This is a genomic window from Oerskovia sp. USHLN155 (assembly GCF_037145535.1).
Taxonomy (GTDB): Bacteria; Actinomycetota; Actinomycetes; order Actinomycetales; family Cellulomonadaceae; genus Oerskovia; species Oerskovia rustica.
On record NZ_JBBCXG010000013.1, the window covers coordinates 21,993 to 44,682 of the forward strand.

A 22,690-nucleotide genomic window follows, 5' to 3' on the forward strand; every position below is an offset into this window, starting at 1 on the left:
GGGCGGCGCCGTCGGGCAGGTCGTGGCGCTCATCCCTTGACCGCCCCCTGCGTCAGGCCCGAGACGATCTGCCGCTGGAACAGCACCACGAGGATCACCACGGGGATGGTCACGACCACGGCCGCGGCGGAGATCGCGCCCGTCGGCTCCTCGAAGTAGGACGCGCCCGTGAAGAACGCGAGGGCGGCCGGCACGGGCCGGGCGGCGCTCGTGGACGTGAGCGAGATGCCGTACACGAAGTCGTTCCACGCGATGAAGAACGCGATGAGCGCCGTCGTGAAGACGCCGGGTGCGGCGAGCGGCACGATGACCTTGCGGAACGCCTGCCACGGCGTGGCGCCGTCGACCTGCGCGGCCTGCTCGAGCTCCCACGGGATCTGGCGGAAGAACGCCGCGAGGGTCCAGATGGAGATCGGGAGCGTGAGCGACAGGTACGGGATGATCAGGCCGAGCCACGTGTCGTAGAGGCCGATGTTGCGCCACAGGTTGAACAGCGGCGTGACGATCGAGACCACGGGGAAGATCGAGACTCCCAGCGCGGTCGTGAGGATCAGACGCTTGCCCGGGAAGTTCAGGCGCGCGATCGCGTACGCGGCGAGCGTCGCGAGGACGACCGCGATCACGGTCGCGATGAGCGAGATGCCGACCGAGTTGCGCAGCGCCGACAGGAACAGCTCCTGCGCCGAGCCGCCCGAGGACAGGATCTGCTCGTAGTTGTCGGTGCTCCACTGCGGTGGCAGGAACGTGCCGGAGTTGAGGTCGCTCGGTCCCTTGAAGCTCGTCATGAGGATCGAGACGACCGGGAACAGCGCGCCCACGAGGACGACGACCGTGATGACGGCCCACCACACGCGGGCCCGGGTGCTCAGGACGCTACCCATCATCGCTCCCCTCTCGCGCCGGCCAGATCCACCTTGAACAGCTTGATCGCGACGAAGCAGATCCCGATCACGCACAGGAACAGCAGGACCGAGATGGCCGAGCCCATGCCGATCTGGAGCTGCCCGATCGAGGTCCGGTAGGCCAGCAAGGACAGCACCTCCGTGTTGTTCGCGCCGTTGGTCATGATGAAGACGTTGTCGAAGATGCGGAACGCGTCGAGCGCGCGGAACAGGACGGCGACCATGATCGCGGCCTTCATGTTGGGCACGATCACGCGCGAGAAGCGCTGCCAGGCGGTGGCGCCGTCGACCTTCGCGGCCTCCTCGAGCTCGCCCGGGACCTGAGCGAGGCCCGCGAGCAGCAGGAGCGAGATGAACGGCGTCGTCTTCCACACCTCGGACGCGATGATGACGAACAGGCTCGTGCCCTGGTGGGCGAACCAGTTGAGGTCCGGCCCGATCCCGGGCACCCAGTCGAACCAGCTGTTGACGTAGCCGGACGTGATGTCGAACGCGTAGAACCACGCGAAGGCCGAGACCACGGTGATGATGCCGTACGGCACGAGGATCGCGGTGCGCAGGAGACCGCGCAGGCGCTTGATCGCGCGGTGCATGACGAGCGCGAGCGCGAAGCCCAGGACGAGCTCGACGACCACGGACACGACCATGATGAAGAACGTCACCGCGAAGTCTCGCCACCAGACGGGGTCGGTGAGGATCACGACGTAGTTGCCGAGGCCCACGAACGAGCGGTCGTCGGGGGCCGTGAGCTTGTAGTTGAACAGCGAGTCGTAGACGGCCTGGAGGATCGGGTAGAGGGTCACGGCCAGCATGACGACGAACGCGGGCCCGGCGAGGTACCAGCCGAGACGGGCCTCGGCCCGGGCCCGGTCGCTGCGCGCGGCCTTGGCCTTCTTGTCGGGAGTCAGGTCGGGCGCGGGGTCCGGCTCGGGCCTGGACGGCTGGGCCGGGTGCGCGCCCCGGGTGTCGGTGCTCACAGCAGTCGCTCCCCTCGCAGGACGGCGGTGATGAAGTCGGTCGACGTCACGGGCGTGCCGTCCTCGGTCACGCTCGCGGGCGGGTACCAGGTCTGCTGGAGACCGGTGGAGACCTCGTTGTAGAACGGCGTCTGCGGCCGGGGCGCGGCCTGCTCGAGCGACTGCCGGATCACGTCGTACATGGGGTAGGCCTTCTGCACGGCGGGGTCGTCGTAGGCCGCGGTGTTCGCCGCGGGGTTGCCGTCGGACACGAAGTACGCGGCCTGGTTCTCGGCGCTCACGATGCACTGCGCGGCCTCGTAGGACAGGTCGGTGTGCCTGCTGAACGCCCCGACGCCGAGGCTGATGCCACCGTAGGGCGGGCGCGTGTCCTGCCCCTCGACCACCTGGGGGTACGTCGTCCAGCCGATGTCGTCGAGCAGCGTCTGGTCGAGCGACCCCGCGTCGACGCCGCTCAGCGTCGAGGACCAGACGAACGGCCAGTTGACCATGAACGAGCCCTTGTCCCCCTGGAAGAGGGTCAGCGACGCGGCCTCGTCCTCGCTCGGCAGACCGGGCCCGCCGAGGCCCGAGCTCCCGATCTCGCCGACGATCCGTGCGGCGGCGCGGCCCGCGTCGGTCTCGAGGCCGAGCGTGAGCTCGTCGGCCGGCGCCTCGGGGTTCTCGAGGATCTGACCGCCCGCGGACTCGACGAGCGCGTTGATCCACACGGTCAGCGACTCGGCCTTGGCGCCCTGCACCGCGAGGTACTTGTCCTGGTCCTGCGCCGCGGTCATGATCTGGTCCCACGTCACGGGCTGCGTCAGGTCGAGCCCCGCGGCCTGGGCGACGGACTTGCGGTACCAGAGGAGCTGGGTGTTGGCCCAGAACGGGATCGCGACCAGCTCGTCCTTCCACGTCGAGCCGTCGATCGCGCCCTGCACGACGTCCTGGGTCGTCGCGGTCGCGACGTCGTCGGGCACGGGGGCGAGGAAGCCCGCCTCGGCGAGCTCGGGGATGAACGGCGGGTCGAGGCTCATGAGGTCGATCGACGAGTCCTTGGCCGCGAGGCGGCGCGCGAGCTGTTCGCGCTGGGCCGCGGCGTCTCGCGGCAGCAGCGAGGTCTCGATGCTGTACGCGCCGCCCGAGGCGTCGCTGCAGGACGCCGCGATCGCGGCCTGTCCCCCGTTGTCCGGGTTGATGTACCAGGTGAGCACGGGTGGGCCTGAGCCCTCCCCGGTGCTGCACGCGGCGAGCGGCACGATCGTCGCGACGGCCAGTGCCGCGGCGAGTGCCCGGGTGCTTCGGTGCACGGTCTCCCCTTCGTCCAACGGGCGCATCGCTGTGCCCGTTCTCGGTTGGTTCCTCCTCCTAGAGGTACCCGGTCCGGGGACGACTCGCCACGCGAGGGACATTTCCACCAGGCCCGACGGCGCCGCTCGCCCCGGTGCGGACGTCGCGGTGTCCAGGGGTCTGGTCAGATCGTGAACGCCGCGCACGGCACGGCCCGCGGTGAGCGAACATGGAGGTTGTGACGACGACGAGCAGCACCCCCGAGACCACCTCCATGACCCCCGCCGAGGCCTGGGCCCAGCTCCGCGACGGCAACGGGCGCTTCGTGCGCGACGAGATGGAGCACCCCTCGCAGGGCGCCGCGCGCCGCGCCGAGGTGAGCGTGGCCCAGCACCCCCACACCGTGATCTTCGGCTGCGCGGACTCGCGCGTCGCGGCCGAGATCATCTTCGACCAGGGGCTCGGTGACGTGTTCGTCGTGCGGACCGCGGGTCACGTCCTGGACACCACGGTGATCGGGTCGATCGAGTACGGGGTCAACATCCTCGGGACGCCGCTCGTGGTCGTGCTCGGCCACGACAGCTGCGGTGCGATCGCCGCGGCCGCCCACACGCTCGCGACGGGCGAGCAGGCCGACGGGTTCGTCCGCGCGGTCGTCGACCGGGTCATCCCCTCGATCGTCAACATCACGAGCAGCAAGGGTGGCGTGTCCGCCGTCGACCCCGACACGCTGCGCCGCGAGCACGTGCGTCACACCGTGGACATGCTGCACGGCTACTCCGCGGCGCTCGCCGACGCGGTCGCCGAGGGACGCCTGGCGATCGTCGGCGTCGAGTACACGCTCGCGGACGGCCGCGCCCGGCTCGTCGAGGTCGTGGGCGACGTCGACGACACCCCGGACGTGTGAGGCCCGGGTCCCGCCTGCGGGCGGGACCTGCCCGGCGCACCGCGCGCGGGTCGTGCCCGGACCGGTTCGAGAACACCCGTCCCGGTGCGGCACCATTAGGCCCATGACTTCTGCCGAAGCTTCCGACTACCGCATCGAGCACGACACCATGGGTGAGGTCCGCGTCCCCGCGGCCGCCCTCTACCGCGCGCAGACGCAGCGCGCCGTGGAGAACTTCCCGCTGTCGGGCACTCCTCTCGAGCGCAGCCACATCGAGGCCCTCGCTCGCGTCAAGAAGGCCGCCGCGCGCGCCAACGCCGAGCTGGGGGTGCTCGACGAGGACGTCGCGGCCGCCATCGTGGCCGCCGCCGACGAGGTCGCCTCGGGCGTCCACGACGCCCACTTCCCGATCGACATCTTCCAGACGGGCTCCGGCACGTCGTCGAACATGAACACCAACGAGGTCCTCGCGACGCTCGCGACGCGCTCGCTGGGCCGCGAGGTCCACCCCAACGACCACGTCAACGCGTCGCAGTCGTCGAACGACGTCTTTCCGACGTCGGTGCACCTGGCCGCGACCGCGGGCGTCGTGCACGACCTGGTCCCCGCCCTCACGCACCTCGCGGAGGCGCTCGAGGCCAAGTCGGCCGAGTTCGCGACGGTCGTCAAGTCGGGCCGCACGCACCTCATGGACGCGACCCCGGTCACGCTCGGCCAGGAGTTCGGCGGGTACGCCGCGGCCGTGCGCTACGGGATCGAGCGCCTGCAGTCCGCGCTGCCCCGCGCGGCCGAGGTCCCCCTGGGCGGCACGGCCGTCGGCACGGGCATCAACACACCGGCAGGCTTCCCGCAGCGCGTCATCGCGCTGCTCGTCGAGGACACGGGACTGCCGCTGACCGAGGCGCGCGACCACTTCGAGGCGCAGAGCTCGCGCGACGGGCTGGTCGAGCTCTCGGGTGCGCTGCGCACCATCGCGGTCTCGATCACGAAGATCTGCAACGACCTGCGCTGGATGGGCTCGGGCCCCAACACGGGTCTGGGCGAGATCTTCATCCCCGACCTGCAGCCCGGTTCGTCGATCATGCCGGGCAAGGTCAACCCCGTCGTGCCCGAGGCCGTCCTCATGATCGCCGCGCGCGTGATCGGCAACGACGCGACCGTGGCCTGGGCCGGTGCGAGCGGCTCGTTCGAGCTCAACGTGCAGATCCCCGTCATCGCGCTCGGTGTGCTCGAGTCGATCCGTCTGCTCTCGAACGCGTCGGTCGTCCTCGCGGACAAGACGGTCGTGGGCATCACGGCCAACGTCGAGCGTGCGCGCGCCCTCGCGGAGTCCTCGCCCTCGATCGTCACGCCGCTCAACCGCGTGATCGGCTACGAGGCGGCGGCCAAGGTCGCCAAGCACTCGGTCAAGCAGGGCCTCACGGTCCGCGAGGCCGTGATCGACCTGGGCTTCGTCGAGCGCGGCGAGGTCACCGAGGAGCAGCTCGACACGGCGCTCGACGTCCTGTCGATGACGCGCCCGCCGCAGGCGTGACCGCTCGCCGAGGCTCCTGCCCGGGAGGGCGGGTCTCGGCGCGAACCTCGACGAACGGCGTGGGCGGGGGGGGGGGGCCCCCCCCCCCCCCCCCCCCCTCCCGTCGTCCGGTCCGTCGTGCCGCGGTCGGTCGTGACGAGGGTCCCGCGGTCGGTCGTGACCGGAGGGACGTCCTGGGTGCGCACGACCCGGGACGACGTCAGTACTCGACCGGGTCCACGCGTCGCAGCACGATCGCGAGCAGCTCGCCGAGCCGTTCCCGCTGGTCGTCTGTGAGCCCGTCGAGCGCGGCACGTTCACGGTCGAGCTGGGCGGGGAAGAGCTCGTCGACGAGCCGTTCGCCCTCCTCGGTGAGCGAGAGCAGCACCCCGCGCCGGTCGCGCTCGACGACGGTCCGCTCGACCAGCCCCTCGCGCTGGAGGTGGTCGAGCCGCTTGGTGATCGAGGCGCCGGGCGCGCGCGTGATGGTCGTGACCTCGCGCGCTCGCAGGGGGCGCCCCGCGCGGCGGAGCGCGGCGAGGACCTCGAACTCGGGCCGGGTCAGCGAGCGTTGCGCGAGGGCCGCGTCGCTCGACTCGGCCAGGAGCGCCGCGATCCTGGTGATCCTGCCGATCGAGTCGACGGGCGAGAAGTCGACGTCGGGCAGCCGTTCGCCCCACTGCGCCCGCAGGCGCTCCACGTAGTCCACGGGACCAGCCTATGGCCTGCGCCTCGATAGTTCACATGTGAAACATCTACGAACGAGGCGTATCCTGGACGGGATGCCACCCTCCTCCACGCCCCTCGCTCCCCCGTCCACACCCACGCCCACCGCCGCGACAGCGCCCCGGCGAGCGCCCGCGACCCCGCCCGCACCGGCCGGCCGCCGCTCACCCGTCCGCGTCGCCGCGCGCGAGGTCCTCGACCCCGCGCACCTGCGCGCCGCCCTGCGGCTCACCTCGGTCGACGCCACGCTCGTCGCGGCCCTGCTGTGCGGGGCGAGCGTCGCGATCACGCTCGTGATCGCGGCGACGACCGGCCACCAGGACCTCGCGGGCTTCGCGGCCCTCGGGGCCCTGACCTCGCTCTACGGGCGCTTCGACCCGTACCGGCGCCGGGCGGCGCTGCTCGCGGTGGTCGGCGCGATCATGGTCGCCTCGATCCTGCTCACGACGGCGGTCACCGCGGCCGGCGCCCCGCCCTGGGTCGCGCTCGCGGTCGTCGCGCTCCTGGCGGGCGGCATGACCGCGTGGTGCCACCTCCTGCGCACGGGCCCTCCTGGCGCGACGATCGTCGTCTTCGCCGCCGGCGCCGGGCTCGCGGGGGCGCCCACGTTCGCCGACCTCGCACCCCGGGGGCTCGCCGGGCTCCTGGGCGTCGCGGTCGCCTGGGCCGTGTGCGTCGCGGGGTTCCTGTTCCGGCCGAGCGGTCCGGCGCGGCTCGCCGTGCGGCGCGCGACCCTCGCCGCCGAGGCCGCAGCCCTCGCTCCCGACGACCGTGGCGCCGTCGGGCGGGCGCGCGACGCCGTGGCCCTCGCGCGGACCGTCCTCGCCGACGACGCGTCGCACCGCCGCACGCGCGCGACCGCCCTGAGCCTTGCCGACGAGCTCTCGGGGGCCGCCGGGACGCCTGCCGACCTGCCACCTCGCCTGACCCTGCGCGCGACCGCACGCGAGTCCCTCGCGGGAGCGGGCTGGCGGCTGCGCTCGGTGCGGGTCACCCTCGCGGCCGCCGCCGCGGCGGCGGCCGCGCACGTCGCAGGGTTCGGGCACCCGGCCTGGGCGGCGATGGGCGCCACGGCGACGCTCCAGGGCACGACGACGCAGCACGCCGTGGTCCGCGCGCTCCAGCGGGCGCTCGGCACCGTCGCGGGCGCCCTGATCGCGTGGCCGCTGCTCGACCTGCACCTCGGCTTCTGGGCGACCGCGGCCCTCGTCGTCGTGCTGCAGGTCGTCACGGAGATCGTCGTCATGCGCCACTACGGCCTCGCGATGCTGACCATCACGCCCATGGCCCTGCTCATGACGTCGCTCGGCGGGTCGGTCGAGGGCATCGCGCTCGACCGCGCCCTCGACACGGCGGTGGGCGCGGTCGTCGGCGTGCTCGCCGTGGTGCTGGTCCACGCGCGACACCGCCCGACCCCACGGAGCACCCGGCGGGCCGTGGCCTGAGCGGCAGGGAGGCGCAGTCGTGGCCCGGTCCCCGCGGACCGGAGCCACGACACGGGCCGGTGCGCCAGGACTCAGACCTCGATGCTCTCCAGCATCTCGGTCACGAGCGCCGCGACGGGCGAGCGCTCGGACCGCGTCAGGGTCACGTGCGCGAACAGCGGGTGCCCCTTGAGCGCCTCGATCACGGCCGCGACGCCGTCGTGCCGCCCGACGCGCAGGTTGTCGCGCTGCGCGACGTCGTGCGTGAGGACGACCCGGGAGGACTGCCCGATCCGTGAGAGCACCGTGAGCAGGACGTTGCGCTCGAGGGACTGGGCCTCGTCGACGATGACGAACGCGTCGTGGAGCGAGCGACCGCGGATGTGGGTCAGGGGCAGGACCTCCAGGACGTCGCGGTCCACGACCTCGTCCATGACCTCCTTGGACACGAGCGCCCCCAGGGTGTCGAAGACCGCCTGCGCCCACGGGTTCATCTTCTCGGCCTCGGACCCCGGCAGGTAGCCGAGCTCCTGCCCGCCCACGGCGTACAGGGGGCGGAAGACCATGATCTTGCGGTGCTGCCTCTTCTCCAGCACCGCCTCGAGGCCCGCGCAGAGCGCGAGCGCCGACTTGCCCGTCCCGGCACGGCCGCCGAGCGACACGATCCCGATCTCCTCGTCGAGCAGCAGGTCGATCGCGATGCGCTGCTCGGCCGAGCGCCCGTGCACGCCGAACACGTCCTGGTCCCCCCGGACGAGCTGCACGTGCTTGTCGGCCGTGACCCGGCCGAGCGCCGAGCCGCGCGGCGAGTGGATCACGAGCCCCGAGTGGACCAGGAGCGGCTCGGCGGCCGCGACCGTGGCGGCGTCGAGCGCCGAGAGCTCGACCGACTCGTGCTCCCACAGGTCGGCCATCTGCTCGTCGCTCATGTCGATCTCGCCCATGCCGGTCCAGCCCGAGTCGATCGCGAGCTCGGCCCGGTACTCCTCCGCGCGCAGCCCCACCGCGGAGGCCTTGACGCGCATGGGCAGGTCCTTGGACACCACGGTCACGTCGCAGCCCTCGTCCGCGAGGTTGGCCGCGACCGACAGGATGCGCGTGTCGTTGTCGCCCAGGCGGAAGCCGGCGGGGAGCACGCCCGGGTCCGTGTGGTTGAGCTCGACGCGCAGCGTCCCGCCGACGGCCCCCACGGGCAGCGGGGCGTCGAGGCGACCGTGCTTGACCCGCAGGTCGTCGAGCATGCGCAGCGCGCTGCGGGCGAAGTACCCGAGCTCGGCGTGGTGGCGCTTGGCCTCGAGCTCGGTGATGACGACGACGGGGAGGACGACGTCGTGCTCGGCGAAGCGCAGCATCGCTCGCGGGTCGGACAGGAGCACGGACGTGTCGATGACGAAGGTGCGACGCCCCGCAGAGGCCGCGGGGGTGTCGGGGCTCGTCGTGTCACGGGACGCGTCCCTGACGTCGGGTGCAGCTCCAGAAGCAGAAGCGGTTCGGACCACAGCAGGCTCCCTCCGGCGCACGGCGCCGTTCGTGCTGGTGGGGCAGGCGACCGGCCGACGAGGGCCGGTGCCGGCCCTCCTGCGCGGAGCAAGAACTCCATCGGATGGCCTCCCGGAGGACGACGTGTGTCGTCCGTCACGTTCGAAACTACGCCCGTGTGGTTCTCCGGTGTCGAGGCAACACGCCGCGCGTCCGAGATGTCACCTGCCGTTCACACGAGGACGTCCCGCCCACCCCCTGGGACGGGGTGGGCGGGACGTGAGACCCACCCGGCCGGCCCGACGGCGGCGCTCGCGTGCCGTCGTCGGGCCGGGTCCGTGGTGGGTCGGCTCAGAGGTGCGCTCGGACCTGGGCCTCAGTCCGCGTGCGCGACGTGCGTCGCGCGCATGGCGAGCGCCGCGACGAGCCCGATCAGCAGGACGCCTGCCGTGACGAGCAGCGTCTGACCGACCGCGAGCGAGAACCCCTGGTGCAGGGCCGTGGTCGCGGCCTCGCGGACCTGAGCGGCCGCCTCGGGCGGGATGCCTGCGGGGAGCTCCATGTGCTGCGCTCCCCCGGTGAACGCGCCGCCCGCCGCGGCGAAGCCGTCGACGAACTGCTGACGGAACTCCGCGGGCAGCCCCGCCGACGCGTCGCGCGCGGCGGCCGGCAGGGTCGCCGAGAGCCGGCTCGTGAGCGTCGCGACGATCGCGGCCGAGCCGATCACGCCGCCCACCTGGCGGAACGTGTTGAACGCGCCCGCGCCCGCGCCGGCCGTGCGGTGGTCGAGCCCCGACGTCGCGAGGTTCGCGAGCGGCGAGAAGAGCGCGCCCGTCCCGATCCCGAACAGCGTCATGGGCGCGACGATGGACCAGGCGCTCGCGTCGGGCGTGGCCGCGGCGCTCAGCCACACGACCGAGGCCGTGAGCAGCGCGAAGCCGGTCGCGACGACCCACTTGCCCGGGACCCGGTCGGAGAGCCGGCCTGCGAACGGCGCCACGACCCCCGACACGAGAGAACCGGGCAGGTTGATGAGCGCGGCCTCCAGGGGCGAGAGCCCCAGGATCGACTGGAGGAAGATCGTCAGCGGGAAAAAGATCCCGATCATGCCGAACGACACGGCCATGCCCGACACGTTCGCGAGCGAGAAGTTGCGCGAGTGGAACAGCGTGAGCGGCAGGAGCGCGCGCTCACCGAGGTGGCGCTGCCACAGCACGAAGGCCGCCAGGACCAGCACGCCCAGGCCGATGATCGTCCAGATGTTCAGCGGTCCCACGACCGTGCCCCAGTGGTAGGTCTCGCCCTCCTGCAGGCCGAACACGAACAGGAACAGACCCACGATCGAGAGCGCGACGCCGACCATGTCGAAGCTGCGCTTGTTGGTCGGCAGCGACGGCAGGCTCCGCAGCGCCAGGACGAGGGCCACGACGCCCACGGGGATGTTGACGAAGAAGATCCACTCCCAGCCCCACGTCTCGACGAACACGCCGCCGAGCAGCGGGCCCGCGATGGTCGCGACGCCCGCGACGGCTCCCCATAGCCCCATCGCGGCACCGCGCTGACGCGGCGGGAAGACGCGCGTGATCATCGACATGGTCTGCGGGGTCATGAGCGCGGCGCCCACACCCTGGACCGCGCGCGCCACGATGAGCATCTCGACCGAGCCGGAGAGCCCGCACCACAGCGAGGCCAGCGTGAAGACCACCAGGCCGAGCACGAACACGGGCTTGGGGCCGAAGCGGTCGCCCAGGCGACCGGCGAGCAGGAGCAGCACCGCGTACGTGAGCAGGTAGGCGCTGTTGACCCAGCCGACCGCGGTCAGGGTCGTGTCGAACGTGTCGACCAGCGTGGGGACGGCGATGTTCACGATCGTGGTGTCGACCATGATCATGAAGAAGCCCAGGCACAGGGCCGGGAGGATGCTCCACGGGCTGCGCCCGCCGAGGTCGACGAGCGGGGGGCCGGCCGGCGAGCCGGCAGGCGGCCCAGCGGGCGCGGTGGCCGTGGCGGACCGCGTGGCAGGGTCCGACGGCTCTGCGGAGGCAGTGGTACCGGTCGCGGGCAGGCTCCCTGAAGGAGGGGTCGGGGTCATGGGGTCCTCTGAGGTCGAAGAAGGGCAGTGGTGTTCAGGAGGCTGCGCGAGCAGCCGCTGCCGGGCGCGATCCCGGCGGCAGGTCAGGGCACGTGGTCCGTGGCCTGCGCCCGCGAACGGGCGGCGACGAAGTCGCGGAAGGACTGCGGGACGGGCTCGTCCCAGTCCAGGGCGCCGGAGTCGAGTTCGGCGAGCAGGCCGTCGAGCCACGCGAGCTCGGACTCGATCCGGTGGAGGTCGTACTCGACGTCGAGCAGGAGGCGACGGGGCAGGCCGTGGCTCCGCACGACGTCGTACCTGCGGGACCAGGCGGTGAGCTCCTCGGCCATCGCGGCACGCCGTGCCCGCAGCGCGGCGACCGCGCCCGAGCGGTCGATCGCGTGGGCCTGCGACAGCGCGAGCGGGAAGCCGGGGTGCTCCTGCCGGGGTTCGCCGAGCAGCAGGGCCGTGCGCGCCGCGAAGGCCTCGCGTCCGGTGTCGGTCAGCCGGTAGGTGGTCCGCTGGGGGCGGTTCCCGTCACGGTCGGTACCGACGGCCTCGACGAGGCCGTCCGACGCGAGGCGGTCCATGGAGTGATAGACCGAACCCGGCGTGATGCTCGCGAGCCGGTCGTCCCCGCGCTGCTTGAGGGTCTGGTGGACCTGGTACGGGTGCATGGGTCGCTCGTGGAGCAGCCCGAGGAGGAGCAGCGCTGCGGCAGAGAGCTCCTTGCGTGCCATGTGTCGCCTCCTCGTGGTCGTTCCTGGTGGAATACTCCGGCTGGAATATACGCCTCGGGCAACGATCAGGTCGAGGGGTGCCGGCTGGTCGTGAGCGGCGTCACGCACCACGCCCGGAGCCCGTCCGACGACCCGACCTGGCCGCACCGCGGGGCAGACGGAGGGTGGTCCCCGGCGCTAGGGTCGGGGGGAAGCAGGTCCGGTCCCGGCCGGCCGAGCGTCGCCGCAGGTCAGCGTGCCCGTCGGGCCGTGCGACCGATCGCCCCGCGAGCACCGGGGGCCCGCCCACCGACGGCACCGGGCAGCATCGAGAACGAGCTCGACACGAGGAGACGCATGGACACGACCGCGGGCACGTCACCGGCAGCCCTCTCGGCAGAAGGACCAGCACGTGAGACGCCTCGCGGCCGCGGGGGCGACAGCGCAGCTCTCTCGCCCCTGGTCGCGCTGCCCGCTGGATCGTTCCACCGCGGCTCGAGCGAGTTCTACCCCGACGAGGGGCCCGTCCACGAGGCCGCGGTGGCGCCCTTCGAGATCGAGCAGCACCCCGTGACCAACGCGCAGTTCGCCGCGTTCGTCGCCGCGACGGGCTACCTGACGGTGGCCGAGCGCCCGCTCGACCCCGCCGACTACCCCGGCGTCGCGACCGAGGACCTCGTGCCGGGCGCGCTCGTGTTCACCCCGACCACGGGTCCGGTCGACCTCTCGGACTGGCGGCAGTGGTGGCGCTGGCAGCCGGGCGCCCGGTGGAGCGCCCCCCACGGTCCGGGGAGCTCGATCGAGGGTCGCGAGGACCACCCGGTCGTGCAGGTCTCGTTCGAGGATGCGCAGGCGTACGCCGCATGGGCGGGCCGGTCGCTGCCCACCGAGGTCGAGTGGGAGTACGCGGCCCGGGGAGGGCTCGACGGCGCACGCTTCGCCTGGGGCGACGAGTACCGGCCCGACGGCGAGCTCCTCGCCAACCACTGGCAGGGTTCGTTCCCCTACCGCAACACGGGAGCGGCAGGGTGGGTCGGGACGAGCCCCGTCGGGACGTTCCCGGCGAACGGCTTCGGGCTGGTCGACATGATCGGCAACGTGTGGGAGTGGACCACGTCGTTCTACACCCCGAACCATGCGGCCGACGCCCGGTCCGCGGCCGAGGTCGAGGCGGCCCGGTCCGCGCTCACGGTGGAGATGCCCGCGTGCTGCTCGCCGAGCGCCGGGCAGGCCCGGAGCGCGCACGGCGCGGCCGTCGGGTCCGGGGCGACCGACGTCGACCCGCGCGCCGCCGCGAGCGCCGAGCCCGGGTCGACGATCCCCCGCAAGGCCCTCAAGGGCGGCTCGCACCTGTGCGCGCCGGAGTACTGCCTGCGCTACCGGCCTGCGGCCCGCTCGCCGCAGGCGGTCGACACGGCGACGAGCCACATCGGCTTCCGCTGCGTGGTGCGTCCCCCGGTGCCCGTCGCGTCGACCTCTCCGACGATGCCCGCCTCCGCGCGCAACCTGCTGGGCTGAGGCGTGACGTCGGGGTTCGCGGTGCTGCTGCGGGGCGTCAACGTGGGTGGCGGTCGCAAGGTCCCGTCGGCGGACCTGCGCGCGATCGCGCAGGACGCCGGGTTCGCGGGGGCACGCACGCTCCTCGCGAGCGGGAACCTGGTGGTGGCCCCGGGCACGTCGGGAGCGACGGGACCCGACGACGTCACGCACCTCGTGCGGACCGGCCTCGCCGACCGCCTGGGTCTCGACGTCGACGTGCTCACGCTGACCGGTGCGGACCTGGCGGCCGCGATCGCGGCGAACCCGTTCGACGAGGCCGCACGCGAGGACCCGTCCCACCTGCTCCTGACGTTCCACCCGCACCCGCCCGCTCCCGACCGGGTCGAGGCCTTCGACCCCGCTCGCTACGGCATCACGCACATGGCGTGGTCGGGGCCCGTGAGCTACACGTGGTTCCAGGGCGGGGTCGGTCCCTCGAAGCTCACGCCGGCCGTCCTGCTCAGGGCGCTCGGCGTGTGGGGCACGGCGAGGAACTGGAACACCGTGACCAGGCTGGCCGCGCTCGTGGACGACGTGGGCTGACGCGGGAATCAGGCGCGGCGCTCGACGCCGATCGCCCCGGCCCCGGCGCCGTCGGTCACCAGGCGCCAGTGCTGGACCGTGCCCTCGTCGCGCACGACGACCCCGAGAGCCGCGAGGTCGTCCCGCACGTCCCGGACGTGCGCCTCCTTGCCCGCCTCGAGGAGACCCGACCGTGCACGGAGCAGCGCGTCGGCGCCGGCGGGCAGCGTGTCGTCGCCGACGGCCCAGCGGCGGTACGCAGCACGGAAGGGGTCCCCGCCGTCGCGCCACGGCCAGCCGTGACCCGTGAACGCCGCCGCGACCTCCCGGGTCGGCAGGTCCGCGGGCCACCGGTGGAGCTCCCGGCCGCCGCGCAGGAGCACGATCTCGGTGCCCTCGACGAACACGTCGGTCACCTCGGCGCGCCCGACCGTCTCGAGCGTGTCCTTGTCCTTGAACCCCGCTCCCGTGCCCGTGACCGCGATCCGGCCCATGTTCTCCACGAGGTGCTGCGCGAAGCACGCCCCGACGACGGCACCGAGGGCACCGAGCCCCACGAGGGCCCACGTGCCCCACACGTCGGCCAGGGCGTCGACGGAACGAGCCAGCCCCTGCCACGGGATCCAGGGCAGGCTCGCCATCCAGGCGGCGAGCCAGCGCAGCCCGACGCCTGCCGCCGCGCCGAGGATCGGCAGGACGACCCGGAGGAAGCGGGTCTCACCAGAGACGGCCCCGACGACCGTCTCCGTGGGGTCGTGGGAGACGGCGTCCGTGGTCAAGGATTCATGGATCTTCTCGTGCACACGGTCAGCCTCCCGTGGTTCGCATGCCCGAGACATCCCCCTTTCGGCGGACTTCCGGTCCGGCGAGGTCCTCCTTCCGGAGTGCTGACGCGCGCCACGGCTCCACCGGCCGGGCCGGCCGCCCGGTAGGATGGGAGGCTGGTGTGCCGGGAAGTCTGGTCGGCGTGACGTCGACGACCCCTCAACCACAGGAGACCTGTGAGCACGCACGAGCAGCACACCCCCACCCCCGACGAGTCTCCCCGCACGGGCGAGCCGGCGCCCTCCACGGGAGCGACGCCGTCGGGTGCTCTGCCCCTCGCGACGGCCGAGCGGCCGAGCGCCGGGCGGCGCTGGAAGCGCTGGGTCACCCGGGAGACCACGGGCGGCGCGCTCCTCATCGGGGCCGCGATCCTCGCGCTGCTGTGGGCCAACTCGCCCTGGCGCGCGGCGTACTTCGACCTCGCCGCCTTCACGGTCGGCCCCGCGTCGCTGCACCTGGACCTGTCGCTGTCGACGTGGGCCGCCGACGGCCTGCTCGCGATCTTCTTCTTCGTCGTGGGCGTCGAGCTCAAGCAGGAGTTCGTCGCCGGGTCGCTGCGCAACCCTCGCGAGGCGGGCGTGCCCATGCTCGCGGCCGTGGGCGGCATGGTCGTGCCCGCGATCCTCTACGTCACGGTCGCCCTGTGGGGCGGCGGCGCGGACGCCGTGCACGGCTGGGCGATCCCGACCGCGACCGACATCGCGTTCGCGCTCGCGGTCCTCGCGGTGTTCGGCCGCGGTCTCCCGACGGCGATCCGCACCTTCCTGCTCACGCTCGCCGTGGTCGACGACCTGCTCGCGATCATCGTCATCGCCGTCTTCTACACCGAGACCCTGCACTGGGCGCCGCTGGGCCTCGCCCTCGTGGGCGTCGCACTGTTCGCGTTCCTCGTGCGCCGCCGCCGCACGCACTGGTGGCTCCTGCTGCCGCTCGCCCTCGTCGTGTGGGCGCTGGTCCACGCGTCCGGAATCCACGCGACCGTCGCGGGCGTCCTGCTCGGCTTCATGGTCCCCGCGCTCGCGATCCACGGCGAGAAGACCTCCCGGACCCACCAGTACGAGCACCGCGTCAAGCCGATCTCCGCGGGGATCGCTCTGCCGATCTTCGCGTTCTTCGCCGCGGGCGTCTCGCTGGTCGACGGCGGCGGGGTCGGGGAGATGATCGGTCAGCCGGTCGCCATCGGCATCATCGTCGGCCTCGTGGTCGGCAAGGGGATCGGCGTGCTCGGCGTCACGGCGCTCGTCACGAAGCTCACGCCGCTGCGCCTCGCTCCCGGCATCGGTGTCCGCGACCTGCTGCCCGTGGGCCTGCTCGCCGGCATCGGCTTCACGGTCTCCCTGCTCATCGCCGAGCTGTCCTTCCCCGACTCCGGGCACACCGAGTCGGCCAAGGCTGCGGTGCTCCTCGCCTCGGTCGCCTCGGCGCTGCTCGCCGCCGCCGCGCTGCGCTGGGACGCCCGGCGCAAGCGCTCCGACGACATGAACGAGGACGGGCTGCCCGACGACATCTCGACGTACATCGGCGACGCCGCGGACGACGAGCGCTGACCCGGCAGGTCTCCGTCAGCGACCGTCCGACGGAGACCTGCTGACGCCCGAGGCAACTGCATTGAGAGAGCATGCGCGACTCTCTGACCCCGACCGCCGACCGCACGTGCGTTGCCGGGTGCGACGAGAACCGGTGCCGGTGCGGGGCGTCACCGGGCGCCGAGCGGGCCCGACGACGTCGGACGCTCGGGGCGCGGCTCCTCGGAGTGGCGCTCGTCATGGCGCTCGCGAGCGGGACCGCCGCGATCCCCCGCGACCCGGCGGCGACCGCGACCGGCGCCTCGGCCGCCGCGACCGGCGACACAGAGCGCGCGAACGCCCAGGAGAAGGCGATCAGGTTCGTCGAACGCGCGACCCGCACCGTCGAACGGGCCGCCGGGAAGGTCGACGAAGGCCTTCGTGACGCCCTCCGCCGCGCGGTCGACGAGGTCGACGTGCAGGCCGCGAGCACGGCACGCACGCCCAGCCCCCTCCTCGCCCGAGGGCTCACACGTCTCCGCGACGCCGTCGAGCACGCAGAGGGCCTCGACGCCCAGGTGCGCCTGGCGATCTCGAGCTTCGAGTACGAACGGTCCCGGGTGGCCGCGGCCGAGAAGGCAGCGGCGGAGCAGGCTGCCGCCGAACAGGCGGCAGCAGAGCAGGCCGCGGCCGAGCAGGCGGCCGCAGAGCAAGCCGCCGCGCAGGCCGCGGCAGAACAAGCTGCGGCCGAGCAGGCTGCCGCCGAACAGGCCGCCGCCGACAGGGCGGCAGCGGCGAAGGCGGCGAGGGACACGGTGACCGCGGCCCCGCAGGGGGCCACCTCCTCGCCGGCGCCCGCAGCCCCCTCGCAGTCGATCCAGGAGATCGGCGAAGCGACCCTGCGCAGCCTTCCGGGCAACGGCGGCGTCTCGCTCTCGTGGGACGACCCTGGCCTCTCCGGCCACCTCGGCGGTGTATGGAAGGGGAACACCTCGACGATCCTCGTCAACGCGTCACGGCTCGCCGGCCAGCCGTCGAAGACCAAGGACGTCATCCGGCACGAGATGGCGCACATCTACCAGGGCCGGCTCATGGCGGCGCACGGCATGTCGTGGTCGCAGATCGACGGTCTCCTCGCGGGTGCCTTCGGCTCCAACGCGAGCGAGAAGGTCGCGGACTGTGTCGCGATCCGCTTCGGCGCCTCCTGGGTGAACTACACGAGCGACTGCTCGGGCGGGGACAAGCAGGCGTGGGTCGACGCGCTCATCGGTGGCTACCTGCCCTGAGCCCCACGACCCGCCCGCGACGCTCTCGGTGGCGCGATCCTGCCAGCCCCGTACGATCGCACCCGTGACGCCAGACGCCCCGCGCCAGTCGGAGACCGCCCCGAGCACCAGGATCGCGACGGCTGCGGAGGACGTCGCCGGGCCCGGAGCCACCCCGGGAACGTCGGCCCGACCTGACGCGTCCCCGAGAGGTGAGCGGCCCGCCCGACCCCCGCTGCGCCGTCGGGCATGGGCGTGGCTCCAGCACTACGCACGGCGCTTCTCCACGACCGGGCTCGTCCTGGCCCTGCTCTTCTTCTGCTACTCCCTGACCCCCTCGCTCATCCCCCGCGCCTGGTACTACCAGGCGCTCATCACGGGCATGAGCATGGTCGGCGGCTACGGGATCGGGGCGTTCGTCGAGTGGTTCGCCCTCAAGGTCGGGCTGCGGATCCGCTGGAGCCCGCGCGTGAGCCGCATCGCGTGGTGGGTGCTCGGCGCCGCGACCCTCGTGCTCGTCCCCCTGTTCCTCGTCCTGGGCGCGCGCTGGCAGCACGAGCTGCGCGCCCTGTTCGGCATGCCCGAGCAGGCGCCCGCCAACGACGTCGCGACCGTGTTCGTGGCCCTTCTCATCGCGATCGGCGTCCTGCAGCTGGGCCGAGCTCTGCGTCGCGTCGCGCAGTGGGTGAGCCTGGTCGTCGACAACATCATGCCCAAGCCGATCGCCCGCTTCCTGAGCGGGGTCATCGTCGCGGTCGTGGTCGTGCTGCTCTTCAACGGCGTGATCTGGGCCGGCGTGCTGCACCTGCTCAACAACGTCTACGCGAGCGCCAACGAGCAGATCGACCCGAAGCTCTCCCCACCGACCTCACCCGAGCGGTCCGGCTCCCCGGAGTCCGGCTCGTCGTGGGAGTCGCTCGGCGCCGAGGGGCGACGCTTCGTGACGCTCGGCCCGACCCAGGCCGAGCTCGCCGAGTTCGCAGCAGGCGGCGACGTGGTCGACCCGGCGGACGTCCAGGTCCCGATCCGCGTCTACGCGGGCCTCGACCCTGCGGGCGACCTCGACGCGACCGCGCAGCGCGTCGTCGACGAGCTCGACCGGACGAACGCGTGGGACCGGTCGGTCCTGGTCGTGGCCACCACCACGGGCACCGGCTGGGTCGACCCCGGCATGAGCAACTCGCTCGAGCTCATGCACGGCGGCGACACCGCGATCGCCTCGATGCAGTACTCGTACCTGCCGAGCTGGATCAGCTTCGTGGGTGACCGCAGCACCCCGCCGAACGCGGGCAAGGCCCTCTACGAGGCCGTGTACGAGGCCTGGGCGCAGCAGCCCGAGGACTCCCGGCCGAAGCTCATGGCCTTCGGGATCTCGCTCGGCTCGTTCGGCGCGCAGGGTGCCTTCAGCGGCCTGCAGGACATGACGACCCGCACCGAGGGCGCCATGTTCGTGGGCACGCCCAACTTCACGCCCAACTGGACGTACTTCACCACGAACCGCGACCCGGGATCGCCCGAGTACTCGCCCGTCTACGAGGAAGGACGCCAGATCCGCTGGGGCACCGAGGTCTCGAGCGCCGCGAACGTCTGGTCCGTGCCCGGCACGTGGGAGACCCCGCGCGTCGTCTACGTCCAGCACGCGTCCGACGGCGTCACCTGGTGGTCCCCCACGACCCTGTGGTCCGAACCCGACTGGATGCGCGAGCCGCGCGGCCCCGACGTGCTCGACGCCGTGCAGTGGCGACCCTTCGTCACGTTCTGGCAGCTCACGGGCGACCTCTTCGTCGCGGCCGCCTCCGACATCCCCGCAGGTCACGGGCACGTGTACTACCTCGAGTACGCCGACGGCTGGTCGGCGCTCAACGCCCCCGCCGGCTGGACGGACGCGGACACCGCGCGGCTCAAGGAGCAGATGCTGACCAAGCAGCCGGCGGCGTCGAGCTCGACGGGCTGAGGCAGCCGCTCTCCTGCCCGACGGCGGCGCGCACCTTCTCGGGGTGCGGGCCGCCGTCGGCTGTCGTGGGTGAGCACGCCGGTCAGGGGCGAGCGGCGGCCCCTCGCGCCGACGGCAGCGCCGTGGCGACGACCAGCGCGACGAGACCCGCGGCGGCAGCGAGCCCGAAGGCCGCCGAGAACGGTGTCGTCGAGGAGACCGTCCCGCCCTGGGCCACGGCGCCTGCCAGGAGCGCGGTCGTGACCGGTGCCGCGACGGCCGACCCGACCGTGCGCAGCACCGCGTTGAGCCCTGTGGCCGCCGCGACCTCGTCGGCCGGCGAGAGCATCGTGACGAGCTGTGCGCACACCGCGAACCCGATCCCGTTGCCAAGCCCGAGGATCGTGAAGAACACCAGGACGGCCCACATCTGGCCAGGCCAGACCGCGAGCCCCACCCCCGCGACGACCATGACCAGCACGGCCGTGATCGCCAGCGACTTGGCACCGAAGCGGATGCTCAGCGCCGGGGCGACACGTCCGCCCACGAACACCAGGACCGCGCTGGGGAGCAGCACCAGACCGGTCTGCGTGACCGTGAGCCCCGACCCGGCGTCGGGCCGCGCCTGGAGGATCAGCGGCAGGCTCACGTAGAACACGTAGGGCACGAACCCGAGGGCGAGGGTCAGGACGCTCGTGATCACGAGCGACCGGTTGCGGAAGGTGCGCACGTCGACCAGGGGCGCGGCCGACCGCAGCTCGACCAGGACGAGCACGACCAGGGCGCAGACCGCGGCGAGCCCGACGCCCCAGGTCAGCGGCGACGCCCACCCCCACGACCGGCCCTGGGAGACGGCGAGCAGCAGCCCGGCGAGACCTCCCGCGAGCAGGAGCGTCCCCGCCCAGTCGGTGCGTGTCGCACGTCCCTCGGGCCGGACACGCACCGCCGGGACCCAGGCGAGGACCATGCCGAGCGCGACGAGGACCAGGGCCGCGGTCGACCAGAACAGCCAGTGCCACGAGAGCGACTCGACGATCAGGCCGCCCAGGACGAGCGCCACGCCCGCCCCGACCCCGACCATCCCGGACAGCCACCCGAGGGCTGTGACCAGGTGCCGACCGTCGAGCGACCGACGCGAGATCGCGAGGGCCAGCGGGAAGGTCGCGGTGCTCACGCCCTGGACCACGCGTGCTGCGAGCAGGACGCCCAGGCTGGGTGCGAGAGCCGCGGCCACGGTCGCCGCGGCGAAGACGACGAGCGTGACGACCAGGACCCGACGGTGCCCGTAGCGGTCGCCGAGCGAGCCGACGACCGGGGCGAGCACGGCGCCCGCGACGAGGAAGGCCGTGAGGATCCACCCCGTCCCCTGGGGGCCCGACCCGAGGGCCTCCCCGAGCGTCGGGAGGGCCGGCACCAGGAGCGTCTGCATGAGCGAGAAGGCCAGGACCGCGGTCGACAGGGCCAGGATCATGAGAGCCGGCCGGGCCGGCGTTCCCGAGTCGCTCTCGTCGTGCGGGGCCGACGGCGCCGTGCTGTGAAGGGTGTCGGTGGACGTGGGGGCAGGACGGGTCACGGGCACGGCTCTCGGTCGGTGGCCGGCGAACCGGCGGGCAATGGATCGGAACGGAATCTTCGTTCCGTTCCAAAGTAGCATCCACGACGGCTACCGTGAAGACATGCCCCAGGACCCGACCTCGCCGCCGCTCGCCGGTCGCAAGCGCGAAGCCCTCGCCAACGACCGCAACGTGCTGGTCGCGGCGCGCGAGGTCTTCTCCCTCCACGGTCCCGAGGCGACGGTCGCCCAGGTGGCCGAGCGGGCAGGAGTGGGCGTCGGCAGCATCTACCGCCGCTACAGCACCAAGAGCGCCCTGGTCCGCGCCCTGCACGTCGCGGCGATCGACGAGCTCGCGCAGATCGCGCGCGAGTGCGCCGAGGGCATCGACGCCGGGGAGAGCGCAACGTCCGGCGCCGTCGAGACCTTCCTGCGGCGGCACATCCTCGAGTCGTTCGGCCCCCTCATCATCTCCTCGGGCGAGCACCCGCCCGCGACGCCTGAGGTCGACGCCGCGTCCGCCGCGCTGCACGAGGCGCTCGAGCAGGTGCTCGCGACGGACCGCGCGGCCGGCCTCGTGCCCGACGCCCTGACCCCGGCGGACCTGATGCTGCTCATCACCCACCTGCGCCCACCCCTCCCCCTGCCCCGCGAGCAGGCCGACGCCCTCCACCTGCGCTATCTCGGCGTGGTGCTCGCTGGGCTCGCGCAGGCCGCCGCGCCAGCGCCCTCGACGGCGGACGCCGCCGCCCCCGACTCCGCCGACCTGACCCCCGGCCCCTCGTGGGAGGACTGGCTCGCGCTGTGGACCTCCCGCGACAGCGGGACCACCGCGGGCGACTGAGCGACACCGTCGACGAACAGCTCGAGGCCCACCTCTCCCCCGGCTGCCGCGAGCCTCTCCGGAAGATCGGCCAGCGAGTCGACCTGCTCGACGTGCCGGACGCCCGGCGGCACCTGCCCGGCGAGGACCGCGAGCGCCACCTCGGCCGCGACCAGTCCCGTGACCCGCCCCTGGCCGTGCGCGACGAGCGACACCTGCGCCTCGCGCTCCCCGTCGCGGGCCGTCGCGGCGAGGGCGAACCGGTCTCCCCCGACGTGCACGGCCCCGAACACCGCCGCGAGCAGCCGGCGTCCGCGCTCGCTGCGGAGCGCTCGCAGGAGCCGCGCGCGGCGCGCCCCGAACAGCACCGCGGTGAGCGCCCGGGAGTCGAGCGCGAACCGCGTCGTCACGCGCGGCACGTCGAGCGTGCGGCGCAGGGCGTGCTGGTCGGAGAAGTCGAACGGGTGGACGGTGCGCCTCCCGAAGCCGGGCAGCAGGACCTGGCGCGCGCCGCCGTCGGGCGCCCGTGCGCCACCGCGCGACGTGCCCTCCCGGCTCGGACCACCCGGGGCCCCCGGCGCGTCCGGTTCACCCGTGCGCGGGCCGACCAGCCCGTCGACCGTCCAGCGGATCGCGTCCGCGCCGTGCGCCTCGCCGCCTCCGAGCAGCACGACGAGGTCGATCTCCTGGGCGCCGCCCACGAGGTCGTGGGCTCGACGCGCGAGCAGGTTCGTGAGCCCGGGCGCGACGCCCACGC

18 protein-coding genes are annotated in these 22,690 nt (G+C 73.1%); 9 read left to right on the plus strand and 9 right to left on the minus strand.

The window, feature by feature from the left end:
* Window positions 1-29: 29 nt before the first annotated feature.
* The 3 genes from WFH32_RS17365 to WFH32_RS17375 all read right to left on the minus strand — a co-directional run bounded on the left by WFH32_RS17365 (window position 30) and on the right by WFH32_RS17375 (window position 3,171).
* Window positions 30-881: a carbohydrate ABC transporter permease gene (locus tag WFH32_RS17365; protein ID WP_442946354.1), complete on the minus strand. Its 852-nt coding sequence runs from the start codon at window positions 879-881 to the stop codon at window positions 30-32.
* Complete coding sequence (locus WFH32_RS17370) at window positions 881-1,810, minus strand: carbohydrate ABC transporter permease (RefSeq protein ID WP_225226531.1); 930 nt, start codon at window positions 1,808-1,810, stop codon at window positions 881-883. The genes WFH32_RS17365 and WFH32_RS17370 overlap by 1 nt, the downstream gene beginning before the upstream one ends.
* A gap of 65 nt (window positions 1,811-1,875) precedes the next feature.
* Window positions 1,876-3,171 (minus strand): extracellular solute-binding protein, encoded by a 1,296-nt coding sequence (locus WFH32_RS17375; protein ID WP_318243945.1) that lies wholly within the window; start codon window positions 3,169-3,171, stop codon window positions 1,876-1,878.
* Between the two features lie 254 nt (window positions 3,172-3,425).
* Between WFH32_RS17375 and WFH32_RS17380 the strand changes: the two genes are divergently transcribed.
* Window positions 3,426-4,058 carry a carbonic anhydrase gene (locus tag WFH32_RS17380; protein WP_138827280.1) on the plus strand — a complete coding sequence of 211 codons (633 nt, stop codon included), beginning with the start codon at window positions 3,426-3,428 and terminating at the stop codon, window positions 4,056-4,058.
* 103 nt (window positions 4,059-4,161) lie between these two features.
* Window positions 4,162-5,571, plus strand: a complete 1,410-nt coding sequence (locus WFH32_RS17385) for a class II fumarate hydratase (RefSeq protein ID WP_336708563.1) — start codon at window positions 4,162-4,164, stop codon at window positions 5,569-5,571.
* Between the two features lie 199 nt (window positions 5,572-5,770).
* Here WFH32_RS17385 and WFH32_RS17390 read toward each other — a convergent pair whose 3' ends face one another.
* Complete coding sequence (locus WFH32_RS17390; RefSeq protein WP_191794433.1) at window positions 5,771-6,259, minus strand: MarR family winged helix-turn-helix transcriptional regulator; 489 nt, start codon at window positions 6,257-6,259, stop codon at window positions 5,771-5,773.
* A 73-nt stretch (window positions 6,260-6,332) separates the two neighbouring features.
* Here WFH32_RS17390 and WFH32_RS17395 point away from each other — a divergent pair, with 73 nt between their 5' ends.
* On the plus strand, window positions 6,333-7,721 hold the full coding sequence (locus tag WFH32_RS17395) for an FUSC family protein (protein WP_336708565.1): 1,389 nt from the start codon (window positions 6,333-6,335) through the stop codon (window positions 7,719-7,721).
* A 71-nt stretch (window positions 7,722-7,792) separates the two neighbouring features.
* On the opposite strand, the gene WFH32_RS17400 is transcribed toward WFH32_RS17395, so the two are convergent.
* From WFH32_RS17400 to WFH32_RS17410, 3 genes are all read right to left on the minus strand, one after another.
* Window positions 7,793-9,052 (minus strand): PhoH family protein, encoded by a 1,260-nt coding sequence (locus tag WFH32_RS17400; protein WP_442946356.1) that lies wholly within the window; start codon window positions 9,050-9,052, stop codon window positions 7,793-7,795.
* A gap of 503 nt (window positions 9,053-9,555) precedes the next feature.
* Complete coding sequence (locus tag WFH32_RS17405; protein WP_336708567.1) at window positions 9,556-11,271, minus strand: DHA2 family efflux MFS transporter permease subunit; 1,716 nt, start codon at window positions 11,269-11,271, stop codon at window positions 9,556-9,558.
* Window positions 11,272-11,354: 83 nt separating this feature from the next.
* On the minus strand, window positions 11,355-11,990 hold the full coding sequence (locus tag WFH32_RS17410; RefSeq protein WP_336708569.1) for a PadR family transcriptional regulator: 636 nt from the start codon (window positions 11,988-11,990) through the stop codon (window positions 11,355-11,357).
* A gap of 438 nt (window positions 11,991-12,428) precedes the next feature.
* Between WFH32_RS17410 and WFH32_RS17415 the strand changes: the two genes are divergently transcribed.
* Together WFH32_RS17415 and WFH32_RS17420 are read left to right on the plus strand one after the other, a co-directional pair.
* Window positions 12,429-13,487: a formylglycine-generating enzyme family protein gene (locus tag WFH32_RS17415; RefSeq protein WP_225228472.1), complete on the plus strand. Its 1,059-nt coding sequence runs from the start codon at window positions 12,429-12,431 to the stop codon at window positions 13,485-13,487.
* Window positions 13,488-13,490: 3 nt separating this feature from the next.
* On the plus strand, window positions 13,491-14,051 hold the full coding sequence (locus WFH32_RS17420; protein ID WP_336708571.1) for a DUF1697 domain-containing protein: 561 nt from the start codon (window positions 13,491-13,493) through the stop codon (window positions 14,049-14,051).
* An 8-nt stretch (window positions 14,052-14,059) separates the two neighbouring features.
* Here WFH32_RS17420 and WFH32_RS17425 read toward each other — a convergent pair whose 3' ends face one another.
* A complete protein-coding gene (locus tag WFH32_RS17425; RefSeq protein ID WP_336708572.1) occupies window positions 14,060-14,833 on the minus strand; it encodes a YqeB family protein in 774 nt (257 codons plus the stop codon).
* A gap of 198 nt (window positions 14,834-15,031) precedes the next feature.
* Here WFH32_RS17425 and nhaA point away from each other — a divergent pair, with 198 nt between their 5' ends.
* From nhaA to WFH32_RS17440, 3 genes are all read left to right on the plus strand, one after another.
* A complete protein-coding gene (nhaA, locus tag WFH32_RS17430) occupies window positions 15,032-16,402 on the plus strand; it encodes a Na+/H+ antiporter NhaA (protein ID WP_318244273.1) in 1,371 nt (456 codons plus the stop codon).
* 71 nt (window positions 16,403-16,473) lie between these two features.
* On the plus strand, window positions 16,474-17,646 hold the full coding sequence (locus WFH32_RS17435; RefSeq protein WP_336708573.1) for a hypothetical protein: 1,173 nt from the start codon (window positions 16,474-16,476) through the stop codon (window positions 17,644-17,646).
* Window positions 17,647-17,710: 64 nt separating this feature from the next.
* A complete protein-coding gene (locus WFH32_RS17440) occupies window positions 17,711-19,579 on the plus strand; it encodes an alpha/beta hydrolase (protein WP_336708575.1) in 1,869 nt (622 codons plus the stop codon).
* 82 nt (window positions 19,580-19,661) lie between these two features.
* On the opposite strand, the gene WFH32_RS17445 is transcribed toward WFH32_RS17440, so the two are convergent.
* Window positions 19,662-21,131 (minus strand): MFS transporter, encoded by a 1,470-nt coding sequence (locus WFH32_RS17445; RefSeq protein ID WP_336708577.1) that lies wholly within the window; start codon window positions 21,129-21,131, stop codon window positions 19,662-19,664.
* Between the two features lie 103 nt (window positions 21,132-21,234).
* Here WFH32_RS17445 and WFH32_RS17450 point away from each other — a divergent pair, with 103 nt between their 5' ends.
* Complete coding sequence (locus WFH32_RS17450) at window positions 21,235-21,954, plus strand: TetR/AcrR family transcriptional regulator (RefSeq protein ID WP_336708579.1); 720 nt, start codon at window positions 21,235-21,237, stop codon at window positions 21,952-21,954.
* Window positions 21,955-22,690 lie beyond the last annotated feature (736 nt).